At 37.9% G+C, this 13,384-nt stretch carries 9 protein-coding genes, 3 tRNA genes and 2 rRNA genes; 13 read left to right on the forward strand and 1 reads right to left on the reverse strand.

What is annotated here, in order from left to right:
* Positions 1–72: 72 nt before the first annotated feature.
* The 13 genes from LZQ00_RS00850 to LZQ00_RS00910 all read left to right on the forward strand — a co-directional run bounded on the left by LZQ00_RS00850 (position 73) and on the right by LZQ00_RS00910 (position 12,617).
* Positions 73–149, forward strand: a tRNA-Ile gene (locus LZQ00_RS00850).
* An 85-nt stretch (positions 150–234) separates the two neighbouring features.
* Positions 235–308, forward strand: a tRNA-Ala gene (locus LZQ00_RS00855).
* Between the two features lie 274 nt (positions 309–582).
* Positions 583–3,470, forward strand: a 23S ribosomal RNA gene (locus LZQ00_RS00860).
* Positions 3,471–3,680: 210 nt separating this feature from the next.
* Positions 3,681–3,792: ribosomal RNA gene (rrf, locus tag LZQ00_RS00865) — 5S ribosomal RNA — on the forward strand.
* Positions 3,793–4,937: 1,145 nt separating this feature from the next.
* Positions 4,938–5,011, forward strand: a tRNA-Pro gene (locus LZQ00_RS00870).
* 177 nt (positions 5,012–5,188) lie between these two features.
* Positions 5,189–5,542 (forward strand): transposase, encoded by a 354-nt coding sequence (locus LZQ00_RS00875; protein ID WP_234509126.1) that lies wholly within the window; start codon positions 5,189–5,191, stop codon positions 5,540–5,542.
* A complete protein-coding gene (locus LZQ00_RS00880) occupies positions 5,535–6,518 on the forward strand; it encodes a transposase (protein WP_234511107.1) in 984 nt (327 codons plus the stop codon). Before LZQ00_RS00875 ends, LZQ00_RS00880 begins: the two co-directional genes overlap by 8 nt.
* Positions 6,519–6,585: 67 nt before the next feature.
* Positions 6,586–7,029, forward strand: coding sequence for a DinB family protein (locus LZQ00_RS00885; protein WP_234511109.1), 444 nt, complete (start codon positions 6,586–6,588; stop codon positions 7,027–7,029).
* A gap of 183 nt (positions 7,030–7,212) precedes the next feature.
* Positions 7,213–8,091 carry a hypothetical protein gene (locus LZQ00_RS00890; protein WP_234511112.1) on the forward strand — a complete coding sequence of 293 codons (879 nt, stop codon included), beginning with the start codon at positions 7,213–7,215 and terminating at the stop codon, positions 8,089–8,091.
* A 290-nt stretch (positions 8,092–8,381) separates the two neighbouring features.
* Positions 8,382–9,137: a DUF3667 domain-containing protein gene (locus tag LZQ00_RS00895; protein WP_234511114.1), complete on the forward strand. Its 756-nt coding sequence runs from the start codon at positions 8,382–8,384 to the stop codon at positions 9,135–9,137.
* 2 nt (positions 9,138–9,139) lie between these two features.
* Positions 9,140–9,730 (forward strand): DUF3267 domain-containing protein, encoded by a 591-nt coding sequence (locus LZQ00_RS00900; RefSeq protein WP_234511116.1) that lies wholly within the window; start codon positions 9,140–9,142, stop codon positions 9,728–9,730.
* A gap of 173 nt (positions 9,731–9,903) precedes the next feature.
* Complete coding sequence (locus LZQ00_RS00905; RefSeq protein WP_234511119.1) at positions 9,904–10,773, forward strand: NADAR family protein; 870 nt, start codon at positions 9,904–9,906, stop codon at positions 10,771–10,773.
* A gap of 1,037 nt (positions 10,774–11,810) precedes the next feature.
* The gene (locus LZQ00_RS00910; RefSeq protein ID WP_234511121.1) at positions 11,811–12,617 is read left to right on the forward strand and encodes a hypothetical protein; all 807 of its coding nucleotides are present in this window, start codon (positions 11,811–11,813) and stop codon (positions 12,615–12,617) included.
* 116 nt (positions 12,618–12,733) lie between these two features.
* On the opposite strand, the gene LZQ00_RS00915 is transcribed toward LZQ00_RS00910, so the two are convergent.
* On the reverse strand, positions 12,734–13,381 hold the full coding sequence (locus tag LZQ00_RS00915; RefSeq protein ID WP_234511124.1) for a bifunctional 4-hydroxy-2-oxoglutarate aldolase/2-dehydro-3-deoxy-phosphogluconate aldolase: 648 nt from the start codon (positions 13,379–13,381) through the stop codon (positions 12,734–12,736).
* Between the last annotated feature and the right edge of the window lie 3 nt (positions 13,382–13,384).

The raw sequence follows: 13,384 nt of genomic DNA on the forward strand, positions 1-13,384 counted from the left end.
CAAAGATGAACATTTGAAGAAATGTGCCCGTCCCTTTAGGATGGTCCATTGAGAGATGAAGAATGATAAGCTAGTCCCGTAGCTCAGTTGGTTAGAGCACTACACTGATAATGTAGGGGTCAGCAGTTCAAATCTGCTCGGGACTACCATCTAAGATCAGAGATGAAAGATAAGAGACAAGAGACAGAGTAAATAGTCTCGGATCTCGGCTCTGAACTCTGCTGTCTACACAAAGGGGAATTAGCTCAGCTGGCTAGAGCACCTGCCTTGCACGCAGGGGGTCATCGGTTCGACTCCGATATTCTCCACATCTCTGGATATGAGACGATAGATATGAGACAAGAGACACTTATGGGCAACCATACCAGATCTCAAATCTCCCATCTCTGATCTCACATCTAGAAGAAGAGTTCTTTGACATATTGAAAGAAAAAAAATTACAAGAGAAGACAACAGTAGAGACCATACTGTGGTGTGCTTGATGTATTGAGAAGACCCTCGGTCAAAAGCCGAACGGATCGATGCGTAGCACCATGGTTATATATCAAAAGCAACCCATAGTAGCAAAAGGGCTATGAGGTGAAGAAAGTAAATAAGGGCACACGGGGGATGCCTAGGCTCTCAGAGGCGATGAAGGACGTGATAAGCTGCGATAAGCTTCGGGTATTAGCAAATGTGATTTGATCCGAAGATTTCCGAATGGGGCAACCTAGCATACTGAAGGTATGCTGTATAAAACGCGAACGCGCTGAACTGAAACATCTAAGTAGGCGTAGGAGAAGAAAATAATAATGATTTCCCAAGTAGTGGCGAGCGAACGGGAAAGAGCCCAAACCGGTGATGTTACGGCATGACCGGGGTTGTAGGGCTGCGATGTGGCATTAGCAGACAGAAGTGGAATGGGATGGGAAGCCCAGCTATAGACGGTGATAGCCCGGTACACGTATAGAAAGCTAGCCTAGCAGTACCCTGAGTACCGCGGGGTCGGAGACGCCCTGTGGGAATCTGTCAGCACCATCTGATAAGGCTAAATACTCCTGAGAGACCGATAGTGAACTAGTACCGTGAGGGAAAGGTGAAAAGAACCTCGAACAGAGGAGTGAAAAGAACCTGAAACCGTGTGCTTACAAGCGGTCGGAGCTGGCGGGTCCAGTGACGGCGTGCCTTTTGCATAATGAGCCTACGAGTTACTCTTGTCTGGCAAGGTTAAGCGGTTCAGCCGCGCAGCCGAAGCGAAAGCGAGTCTTAATAGGGCGCATAGTCAGATGAGGTAGACGCGAAACCTTGTGATCTACCCTTGGGCAGGTTGAAGTTGCAGTAACATGTAATGGAGGACCGAACCGATAAACGTTGAAAAGTTTCCGGATGACCTGAGGGTAGGGGTGAAAGGCTAATCAAACTGGGAAATAGCTCGTACTCCCCGAAATGTTTTTAGGAACAGCGTCGGCATGGAGTCTTATAGAGGTAGAGCTACCGATTGGGTGCGGGGGAGTCAAATCCTACCAAATCCAGACGAACTCCGAATGCTATAAGATATGGCCGGCAGTGAGGCTTTGGGTGCTAAGGTCCAAGGCCGAGAGGGAAAGAACCCAGACCATCAGCTAAGGTCCCTAAATATACGCTAAGTTGAACTAACGAGGTCCGGTTGCCCAGACAGCTAGGATGTTGGCTTGGAAGCAGCCATTCATTTAAAGAGTGCGTAACAGCTCACTAGTCGAGCGGCCGGGCGTGGATAATAAACGGGCATCAAGTGTATTACCGAAGCTATGGATTTGCAGCATAAGCTGCATCTGGTAGGGGAGCATTCCATGTGGGGCGAAGCGGCCTGGTAATGGACCGTGGACCGTATGGAAAAGCAAATGTAGGCATAAGTAACGATAAGGCGGGTGAGAAACCCGCCCACCGAAAGACTAAGGTTTCCTGATCAACGCTAATCGGATCAGGGTTAGTCGGGGCCTAAGGCGCATCCGAATGGAGAAAGCCGATGGACAACTGGTTAATATTCCAGTACTTTTTATAACTGCGATGTGGTGACGGAGTAGTGACACTGCCGCGGACTGACGGAATAGTCCGTTAAAAGGCGTAGGTATAGGGACGGTAGGCAAATCCGCCGACCCTGCTGAGACCCAATAGTACAGCAAAGCTTCGGTGGCGCTGATAGAGCAGGTAAACAGACTTCCAAGAAAACCCGCTAAGCTTCAGGTTATAAAAACCCGTACCGTAAACCGACACAGGTAGTCGAGGAGAGAATCCTAAGGTGCTCGAGTGAATCATGGCTAAGGAACTCGGCAAAATGGCCCTGTAACTTCGGGAGAAGGGGCGCTTCCTTGTAGCAGTACAAGAAGCCGCAGTGAAAAGGCCCAGGCGACTGTTTAACAAAAACATATGGCTTTGCAAAATCGAAAGATGAGGTATAAGGCCTGACACCTGCCCGGTGCTGGAAGGTTAAGAGGGGATGTCATCGCAAGAGAAGCATTGAATCGAAGCCCCAGTAAACGGCGGCCGTAACTATAACGGTCCTAAGGTAGCGAAATTCCTTGTCGGGTAAGTTCCGACCTGCACGAATGGTGTAACGATCTGGGCGCTGTCTCAGCCATGAGCTCGGTGAAATTGTGGTATCGGTGAAGACGCCGATTACCCGCAACGGGACGGAAAGACCCCATGCACCTTCACTATAGCTTAACATTGGAATTGGGTACAGGATGTGTAGGATAGGCGGGAGATGTTGAAGTGGCTTCGCCAGGAGTCATGGAATCAACCTTGAAATACCGCCCTTTCTGTATCCGGTTTCTAACTCCCCGATGGGGAGGACATTGTTTGGTGGGTAGTTTGACTGGGGTGGTCGCCTCCAAAAAGGTAACGGAGGCTTTCAAAGGTAAGCTCAGTACGCTTGGTAACCGTACGCGGAGTGCAATGGCATAAGCTTGCTTGACTGTGAGACCGACAAGTCGACCAGGGTCGAAAGACGGACATAGTGATCCGGTGGTTCTGTATGGAAGGGCCATCGCTCAAAGGATAAAAGGTACGCTGGGGATAACAGGCTGATCTCCCCCAAGAGCTCATATCGACGGGGAGGTTTGGCACCTCGATGTCGGCTCGTCACATCCTGGGGCTGGAGAAGGTCCCAAGGGTTGGGCTGTTCGCCCATTAAAGTGGCACGCGAGCTGGGTTCAGAACGTCGCGAGACAGTTCGGTCCCTATCTGTTGTGGGCGTTGGAAGTTTGAGTGGATCTGTCCTTAGTACGAGAGGACCGGGATGGACTGACCGCTGGTGAACCAGTTATGCCGCCAGGTGTACGGCTGGGTAGCTACGTCGGGAATAGATAAGCGCTGAAAGCATCTAAGTGCGAAACTAGCCACGAGATGAGACTTCCTTATAGGGCCGTAGCAGATGACTACGTTGATAGGTTGCAGGTGTAAAGGTAGAGATACCATAGCTGAGCAATACTAATCACCCGAAGCTTTCTCAAGCAACGCATACACTGTTGTCTTCCTCTTTGATTTTTTCTTTCAATTGTCTATAGATTAGATATGAGACGATAGATATGAGAGACCTAGATTTTCCGAAAGGAATGATCTGACCTCCGATCTGATGTCAAATATGAGACTTAAGATAAATACATGGGCGACCATATACTATCTCAAATCTCCCATCTCAAATCTAATATCTAAAAAACATTTTAGGTGCCTATATCGGCGGTGTCTACCTCTTCCCATTCCGAACAGAGCAGTCAAGCCCGCCAGAGCCGATGGTATTGCCGTAACAGGTGGGAGAGTAGGTCGGTGCCTTTTTTTATACAGAAGCCTTTGCTGAAAAGTAAAGGCTTTTTTGTGCACTTTACTTTTCCCCTCAAATTCTCTCTCTTGCTTAAATTCTCATCTTTTTTGTATAGTGGTGAAGTTTGACTTTAAAGATTTTCTGTAGCTGAACATTAATTTTTATACTATATGTATGATTGTTAATATTGCTAAAAGCAATTGATGTAATCAAAGAGTTACTAAAATTACCCCTCTGGTTTAAGTGTCCGCTCTTTCAGCGGTCACTTAAATCCCAATATAAAACCGAAGACTCTGTCTGGAAATAGAGTAGAACCAATGAAATTTAAAACGGAACAATGACAATAAGATATAGAGATAATAGTGTCCACATTTATAACTTTTGCAGTTACCAACTATAACATTTATACAATAATATTTTGGTCTGAGACTTTAGTTTTCAAAGAAGATCGAAGTGACCCTTTGGAACACTTCAGCTAGAGGACTGTTCACAACTTCTGTATAATATCATCTATTACTTTTCTGAACGTCTATTTATGAAGTCGGTATGTTTATGATTAGCGAATCATCATGTTGCCCCACTTAATTGTACTCATTAATATTGTCAACAACTAATCTAACTAACCATCTAACTTAACCTAATATATAGATAGCAAACCAATAAGAACGGCTTATTTAAAGCCTATTTTTTCTAACAAATTTAAAATCGAAGTCTTCGATATACGTAATCAAAAATGGATTTTCAATAAATCTTACCATGTATATGGAATACTCCATTAATAGCTCATACGGACTATCATTTAATAGACATCACAAGACAACTTTGATGATGTGTGTAATAACCGAACATCATTCAATCATAAACATTGTTTTTTAGGAGATTTGAGTCCTTACTGAACTAAGGTCAATAGATTCATCTTATAGAAAATTCTTATTTTACATCCTGCAATTGGTGAAATAATGACTAATAGTAGTCAAACTAAAAGCAATAAACTATACATAAAATAGAAGATCTTGAATCGATAATAAATATTGATATATAAGAAGAAATATTTATTTCACAATCAATCAGGGGGTTATTGAATAAAGTGAAAAATATATTTGGCAAATATAAAAATCACTGTATATTTGCATCACAGTAAACAAAAGGTGATACTTTTCGGGGTGTAGCGTAGCCCGGTATCGCGCCACATTTGGGATGTGGAGGTCGTAGGTTCGAATCCTGCCACCCCGACAAAAAAAAGCTCTAACGAAAGTTAGAGCTTTTTTTTGTTTTATGTGTCTCTTCCTAAAATAAGTTAACACCTAAATAAACTTATAAAAATGGTTTTGCGAGATTTTTTGGGATCAAGATGAATTGTTGGGGGAATATTAAAAATTTGTTAGTTTAGCATTTTAAATACAATATACTTTGCAAGAGGCTGAACGTAAATTACTATCCTTATTAATGCCTGAAGGGCTTTTAGAATACTTTCAAATTTTAGAGGTCGATCAGGTTGATAATCAACTCCACATTTATTTAGATGAACTCAATATAGTTCCAGCTGGTTTTGAGAACAGTAAGCTAGAGTCGAAAGGTTTTATGCCTTCCACCGAGATTTCAGACTTCCCTATTCGAGGGCAGAAAGTTACGCTACATATTCGTCGTCGTCGTTGGACGGTTCTTGATACTGGAGATATTATCACAAGAGATTGGAACCTCGTACGTGAGGGTGCTCGAATGACAACGGAATTCGGGCTTTTTTTAAAGAAGATATTTGGATAACCATCCTGTAAGCGCCCATTTGGTGGGACTATTTTTTCATGTGGATGGTAAGCAATTACAGGATCAATACAAGAATCATCTCAGTGATTTCCATGACTGGGATCAGAAGCCTCATGCTGAACAATGGATTCTTTTCCCTGAAAACATCTCCGAACACCTAAGCATTGATGAGACCAGTTTTAGTAATGGCGAACTTTATACGATAATAAGTAGCAAATCTGCAAAAGGTAGGAAAGGAACCATTTTAGCCACTATACGGGGCACTAAGGCCGAAGACATCATTACTGTCTTAGAAAAGATTCCTTTACGATCAAGAAACAAGGTTAAGGAAGTGACCATGGATATGGCGCCAAACATGGCCAAAGCTATCCGCAGATGTTTCAGGAATGCTAGACGAGTGGTCGACCGATTTCATGTTCAAAAGCTAGCTTACGACGCTGTTCAGGAGCTTCGGATAAAATATCGTTGGGAAGTATTGGATACTGAAAGTAAGAATATAACGGTATCCAGAAAACAGGGACAAACCTATGAACCTGAGCTGCTAGTCAACGGAGATACTCTTAAGCAGCTTTTAGCTAGATCTAGGCATCTCCTTTTCAAGTACCCAAGTAGATGGACAGAAAGTCAGAAACATCGTGCAGAACTTTTATTCCTGCGGTTTCCCAAACTAAAACAAGCTTACGATCTAGGAATTGTCCTGGGCGATATCTTCAACAAATGCAAAGACAAGAAAATAGCTTTTACCAAGCTAGGCCTGTGGCATAATCAGGTTGAGAAGGTAGGAATAATTTCATTTGAGAGTGTAGCAAGGTCAATAGCTGCACATCATCAATATATCTTACATTACTTCGATAACAGAAGTACAAATGCATCTGCAGAATCCTTCAACGCTAAACTTAAAGCTTTTAGAAGTGTATTTCGCGGAGTAAGGGATACTACATTCTTCTTATACAGAGGGATGAAATTGTATGCTTAAAAATATTATCCCCCAACTTTTCGGTATGATCCATTTTTTGTATATTACTTTCGCTAAAAGTACGAAAATGACAGAAGCAATTAAAAAATTAGAGCAATTAGTAAAAACTGGAACCGAATATATTTTGAAATTTTCGGAATCTGAATTGACTTTCAAATCAACTCCTAAAAAATGGTCGAAAAAAGAAATAATGGGGCATTTAATCGATTCTGGAATAAACAATCTTCAAAGATTTACGGAAATCCAATTTGATAATAAACCTTATAAAGTAAAAAAGTATAATCAAGATGAATTAGTGAAAGCAAATGATTATCAAAATTCTGAAATAAAGGAAGTTATTGAGTTTTGGAATTCTATAAATAATCGAATTTTATTTTTGATGAAAAAGCAAACCGAAAATACTTTGAATTATAAAATTGAATTGGAAGAAGATGATATATCTGACCTGAGATTCTTAATGAATGACTATGTTATCCATATTGAACATCATCTGAATCAAATAATGAAATAAAGTAGCTAATAAGAGTGCTTGGCATCATACGGGCTGATTTCAAAACTCAACGGTAGTTTTTCAATGATAATATCGGCTTTTCTTGAAGATAAATCGGAAGAAGTAGTGCTTTGATATCCGCAACATCGCAAAGTCCTGCTCGTTGCCAGCAATATTCCCAACCAAAGTACTGACCCGAAAACTATGAACTTTTATATTTTTAGAAACAAAAAAATGCCTTGGGGCGACTATGGAAATACATTACTTGTGGGCTATGCATTTCCTGATGAAAATGATGAAACAAAAATTTTGATAGAGAGAACTGGACCCTTTGTTCCACCAGTTTATTATTGGTCAGATTATTTGTTGATTTCAAATATAATGAAACAAAAGCTTGAACAATCTGACTTAAAAGGTTTTGATTATCAAAAAACTTTTTTTCATAAAGTTGTTGATATTGACTGGACAAACTGGGACTTAGAAGCTGACAAGCCAAAATTATATCCAGCCGGAGGAGAACCTGAAAATTATATTTTTACAAGAAAACACAATCCCGACATTGCAAATAAAATGAAACCAATTTGGGTATTAAATTTATGTGAGGAAGTGTTAATTGGGAAAAAGGATAAAGATGCAATAGGCAGACAAAATCTTTTTTTAATTGAAAATTCTTGGAAGGAAACTGATATTTTTTTAGCTGTAAATACAGGTTTTGTATTCCTTTCAGAAAAAGCAAAAATATGGTTTGAGAATAATTCTGACGGATTTGCAGACTTTGAACTATTTAACTCAAAAGTCGCAACACAAGAAGAAATCGCAATCGTAAAAGACAGTATCAAATCAAAACCCATAAAAGTTAACCCATTTGTTCATTTAACAGAAAAGGACTGGAAAAACTATCAAAAATTTATAGAACAAGCGAATAAGTCTATCGCGAAATCAAAAACCGACAAAACTAACGAATCAAAATTAACAAGCATAAACAAAACGATTGAAAGTTTAAAAAACGCCCAACAAATAAGAACTTTAGGAAAAAAAGAACAAGATTTATTAAACAGGCTTACAGAACAATACTATTTCTAGTAACAAGGATTTTGCAATAGTGAGGTGAAACTGCAAAGTTCAACGGTTGTTTTTCGATTGAATTTTTATGTAAAGGCTCAGCTGATGTTTTTCAAATGCCATACGATCGCCAAGCTCTACTCGTTGTTTAACTAAAAATCTATTGAATGATTGTTCATTGCACAATGATATAAAATTTTATATTTTTGTTTAAATTATTCAAAATACGCTATGCGTGTATTTGGGAGTTGGTGGCAATTTTACCGAAACCTAATAAATAGTAACAACCAAGACAGAAGAAAAAAAAACTTATGACTAAAACTTGCAAAAATTGCACTCAACATTTTAAAGGAAATTTTTGTAACACATGCGGACAATCAGCCGACACGCACGAGATTAACACTCATTTTCTTTGGCACGACATTCAACACGGACTTCTTCACTTTGACAATGGTATTTTTTATACCATTAAACAACTTTTTACTAGACCGGGACATACAATACGTGAATTTATTGACGGAAAACGGATACGACATTTTAAACCGCTATCCTTAGTTATTATTTTGGCGACCATTTATGGACTTCTAATACATAATTTTAATGTTGAATTTGTCCCAGAGCTTCAAAGATCTCGTTCAGCTCAGGAAATAAACTTCTATGAAGAAATAAAAGATTGGATATCAGGTCATTACTCTTGGGCAACTCTTATTTTTCTACCATTTTATGCTTTCGGTAGTTTTGTTGTGTACAAAAAACAGCACAGAAATTTCATAGAACACTTAGTTTTAAACGCATTTTTGGCTGGACAAAGATTGGTTCTTCACATAATTACATTCCCATTATTATATATCTACAAAGACACATCAAACCTTAGTATTACTACAGGAATACTAACATTGCTTGATTTTGTTTTATTGTTTTGGGGGTATTCCCAGTTTTTTAACAAAATAAGTAAACCCAAAAACTTTCTACTAACGCTTCTTACTTTTCTTATTTTTACTATAAGTTTAATCATCATAGGAATTTTAGTTGGTGCTTCAGTAGCTTTATTAATTACAAAAAAATAAGTATGACAAATTTAGATAATTACAAAAAGGATGAACTGACAATTAACCCTGGTAAAGCACAAATTTTAGGAATCTTATATGCTGTACCGTTTGTTTTGCTTTTTGCATCAATTTATTATTTAGTATGGGGTTCTTCCATCCTTGAAAACCCTTTCATATATTTTAAAAATGTTTTTGGGAATGCAAGTTTGTTAATCATAGTGGGGGGAATGATAGTAGGTATCGTACTTCACGAATTGATACACGGAATTACTTGGTCTCAGTTTGCAAAAAACGGACTTCAATCAATGAAATTTGGTGTTATTTGGAAATATGTGACACCTTATTGTCATTGTAAAGAGCCACTACTATTAAAGCATTACATAATCGGTGCATTAATGCCCGCAATAATTTTAGGATTTATTCCGAGCATTATTGCTATTTTATTAGGACATTATGGACTTTTAGTATTTGGTCTCTTTTTTACATTTGCTGCAGGTGGCGATTTTATGATGACAAACCTATTGCGAAAAGAACCAATGAACAATTTAGTTCAAGACCACTCATCAGTAATTGGATGCTATGTTTACAGACTGAAAAATATTGACGAATAAAAAACTGTCACCAACAAGGTATTGCCAAAAGCGGAGCTGAACAGTTTCGATTGAATACTTGTGTAAGGTTCAACATTCTTTCTTCGATTTACTTTAGTACAAAAAATCCCCCTTCGACAATACCCAAACTGTTAGTGGAAAACTAACAGAACACCCGAGAAACTAAAAACATAATGAAGAATAAATTTACTATTAATAGACCAATGCCACCATTATGGCTAATGTATCCTCATATTTCTCAATTTAGCATTGGCTGGAGAATGGGATATGGCGAAAGTTATCGGAACAATCTTTTTGATTGGTTAGAAACATTGACTGACGATGAAAATAAAAAATACCAAGAAATGTTTCCTGCCCCTAAAACCTGGAGAGAATATTATAACATTGACTATGATTTTGAAGATGTAGAGGAATTTGAATGCGAGCATGTACAACTATGGAATAAGGGGGGAGAAATGGAGTATTCACGGAACAAACTGATCGGACAATTTGAAACCGAAAAACCAACGTACATTTTCTTTTGGAAACCAAATATTGGAATAGTTGACAAATCATGTTTAGGGCAATGGCAGCCATCAATTTTTAAAGTTGATGCAGACACCTATTGCTGTACGGAACAATATATGATGGCCGAAAAAGCCCGTTTGTTTGAGGATGAAGAGATTGCGGGTTTGATAATGAAATCAACTGACCCAAAAGAAATGAAAGCATTAGGAAAAAAAGTGAAAAATTTTGACCAAACTATTTGGGACAGAGTAAAATACTCAATAGTGCTTAATGGAAACTATTTCAAGTTTAGCCAAAACAAGGGAATTCGACAATATTTACTTGCGACAGAAAATAAAATTTTGGTAGAAACAAGTCCTTTGGACACGATTTGGGGAATTGGATTGAGTGAAAACAACGGAAAGGTTTTAAATCCTAACACATGGAGAGACAAAAATCTTTTGGGCTTTGCGCTTATGGAAGTAAGGGATGAACTGCGAAAACTTTATAAAAACTACGACAGGATTGATTGGCAAAAATTAGAAGAATACGATTAAACTAAAACTTTCCGCTAACATTGGGTTTGGCAACAGTGAGTCTGACCTACAAAACTTAACATCAGTAATTCTCATGAACCTTTGTGTTAAGGCTCGGCTGACGTTTTTCAAATACCCACCATTGACAAACCTTTCTCGAAGGACGTAATTACTGACAAATTGCATTATGAAAGAAAACGAATGGATTAACAGAACAACAATTTCCAACTTTGAGATAACAGTTGCGTTTCTTACGAGTAAAGAATATTTTTTTGGAATAAGAATGACCATAAACAAATTTCACGGAACCACCTTACATTCCCTATGCTGACAAGAATTTTTTAGTAACGACAAAGAATATTTCTGAAGATCTTGATGAATTAATGAGGTATTACGAGGACGTTTTAATACTTTCCAAAAAATACGGAAAAAAACCAAGTCAATATTATTTTTGGATTAGAACAATTATTAGAAATTTGGAAACGAAACAAGTTTTGATAGGCTTTCCGTGGTATGACCCTAGCCAGTTTAAGTGCGCACTCTTTCAGAGACCACTTAAATCCAATATAAAATCCAAGACTCTGTCTGGAAATAGAACAGAATCAATAAAATTAAATAACGGCAATAAGATATAGATTTGAAGATGATAGCGTATGGATTTTATAACCTTTACTGCCGTAAGCTGAATAAATGTTTTTTATTGCGAATGTATAAATAGATTTAATTAAGGATTTAAAATTCTGTATCTATCCCATTGATCCGTATTTTAATATCTTCATATGAAGTTAAAGCCAGGAAAGTGTTTCTCCTTAAAAATATAACGCATTATTATACCAAGCTTAACAGTACACCTTCAATACCATATTCTTTACGAATCGTAAATCAACTCCAACGAATTGTAAATGCTTGATGAAATTGAAACATCCATTTATATTTTTAACGAACGACATCGGCTATTATAGAATAACAGTAATCGTAATCATGCAAATGAATTTTATGCGAAATACGCACACAGTGAATGTTTTAAAATATTATTAAGCTAAGAATAAAAACAAAATATGGATCGAACTAATTTCAATACGAATCATCCGCAAGAATCTAATCATCCACAAGACTCAAAAGGTAAGAATAAAAAGAAAACCATTATCTGGATTGTAGTGTTGGTTGCACTAATTGCAATAGCTGTTGTTGTTGCGTATAGCTATGGTGGATACATACAACGTCAGAAAGATTATAATTATGGAGATGACCAAGCATATTCTGCTGATAGTGTTTTAGTAAATGGTTGGGCTAGTCAAGAAGATTATGCAAATTGGAAAGGTGCTACTTTTACTATTCCGGAATATAACGATATTCCAGTGTCGTTTCAAAGGGCTATTGTGAAAATCTTTATGGATAATAATTTCTATACCAATGAGAATGATAATCAATACTTTTTTACAAAAATTAAAGATCGTGCGGCTAGAGTACTCGCTTATGGTAATTTTACAGGTCAGGGGGATAGGGAATTGGCTTTTTTATTAGAAAAACAAGATTTCAGCAGTAGCGCTATCTTCATTATAACAGAGACAGGCAACCTCTTGTATTGGAAAGAACTCAGTAATGAGTTGCCAACCATCAAACGTTTTGCCAAAGGGAACCTGATTTATATGGATGAGATGAAATTGGTACCTGCCCCAACAGATGGTATTATCAAGCAAAATAAAAGTTCAAAACATGTGTTGATTTACAACCGTCAAACCAAAACTTTTGATGAGTATTATCAATACACGAATGATGATATTAAAAATTCCCAAGCTGAAGAGGAGGGTGAGGAAGAAATCCCACAAGTTATAGATACAACCGAAGTAGAACATCAAGAATAAAACTATTCTTGAGGAACTGGTATTAAAATTTATATCGGATTGAAAGATATAGACTGTATTATTCTTTTGTTGCTCTTACTGGTTTAAACTATAGTCATTAAATAGAATGATCTAACCTATTTAATCGTCTTAATATGCTGGAAAGCTTTTATTAGTCGATCTTCAATATAACTTGTGGTTTCAGATTCCGTAGGATTACTAAATAGTTTAGATCCCATGCCTACAGCAGAAACTCCTGCATTGAACCAGTCCGTAAGATTTTTCTCATCTAATAATACTCCGCCAGTGGGCATAAATTTTAACGATGGAAATAAAGGTTGAATAGCTTTTAGATAATTTGGACCTAATGCATCTCCTGGAAAAAGTTTGACTAGTGGAGCGCCTAGTTCTTCTGCTACGGAAATCTCAGTTGGAGTCATGCAGCCTGGGATCCAAAGGATATTATTTTTTAATGTTACCTCTGCTATTTCGGGTTTTACAATAGGACTTACAATAAATTCTGCACCTAAATTCAGAAAATCTAATGCTTCTTGTTTACTTTTTATAGTTCCAATACCTAATTTTAAATCTTTTAGATTTTCATCGCGGTATTTTTTTAGCAACTGGAAATTTCTCGTCGCCTCAGACCCTCTATTGACAAATTCAAAAACACGTATACCACCATCATAACAGCGTTGAAGAATTTGGATGCAATTATCAATATCATCTTGATAATATACTGGGATAATGGGTGCGCTTTCAATCGCAGATAAGATCGTATTCATATT

Source organism: Sphingobacterium sp. SRCM116780, from assembly GCF_021442025.1.
Classification (GTDB): Bacteria; Bacteroidota; Bacteroidia; order Sphingobacteriales; family Sphingobacteriaceae; genus Sphingobacterium.

Bases quoted from the DNA above. Each gene is read 5' to 3' on its own strand.
- LZQ00_RS00885 (WP_234511109.1), top strand. From the start codon at position 6,586: ATGACAGAAGCAATTAAAAAATTAGAGCAATTAGTAAAAACTGGAACC.
- LZQ00_RS00890 (WP_234511112.1), top strand. From the start codon at position 7,213: ATGAACTTTTATATTTTTAGAAACAAAAAAATGCCTTGGGGCGACTAT.
- LZQ00_RS00895 (WP_234511114.1), top strand. From the start codon at position 8,382: ATGACTAAAACTTGCAAAAATTGCACTCAACATTTTAAAGGAAATTTT.
- LZQ00_RS00900 (WP_234511116.1), top strand. From the start codon at position 9,140: ATGACAAATTTAGATAATTACAAAAAGGATGAACTGACAATTAACCCT.
- LZQ00_RS00905 (WP_234511119.1), top strand. From the start codon at position 9,904: ATGAAGAATAAATTTACTATTAATAGACCAATGCCACCATTATGGCTA.
- LZQ00_RS00910 (WP_234511121.1), top strand. From the start codon at position 11,811: ATGGATCGAACTAATTTCAATACGAATCATCCGCAAGAATCTAATCAT.
- LZQ00_RS00915 (WP_234511124.1), bottom strand. From the start codon at position 13,381: ATGAATACGATCTTATCTGCGATTGAAAGCGCACCCATTATCCCAGTA.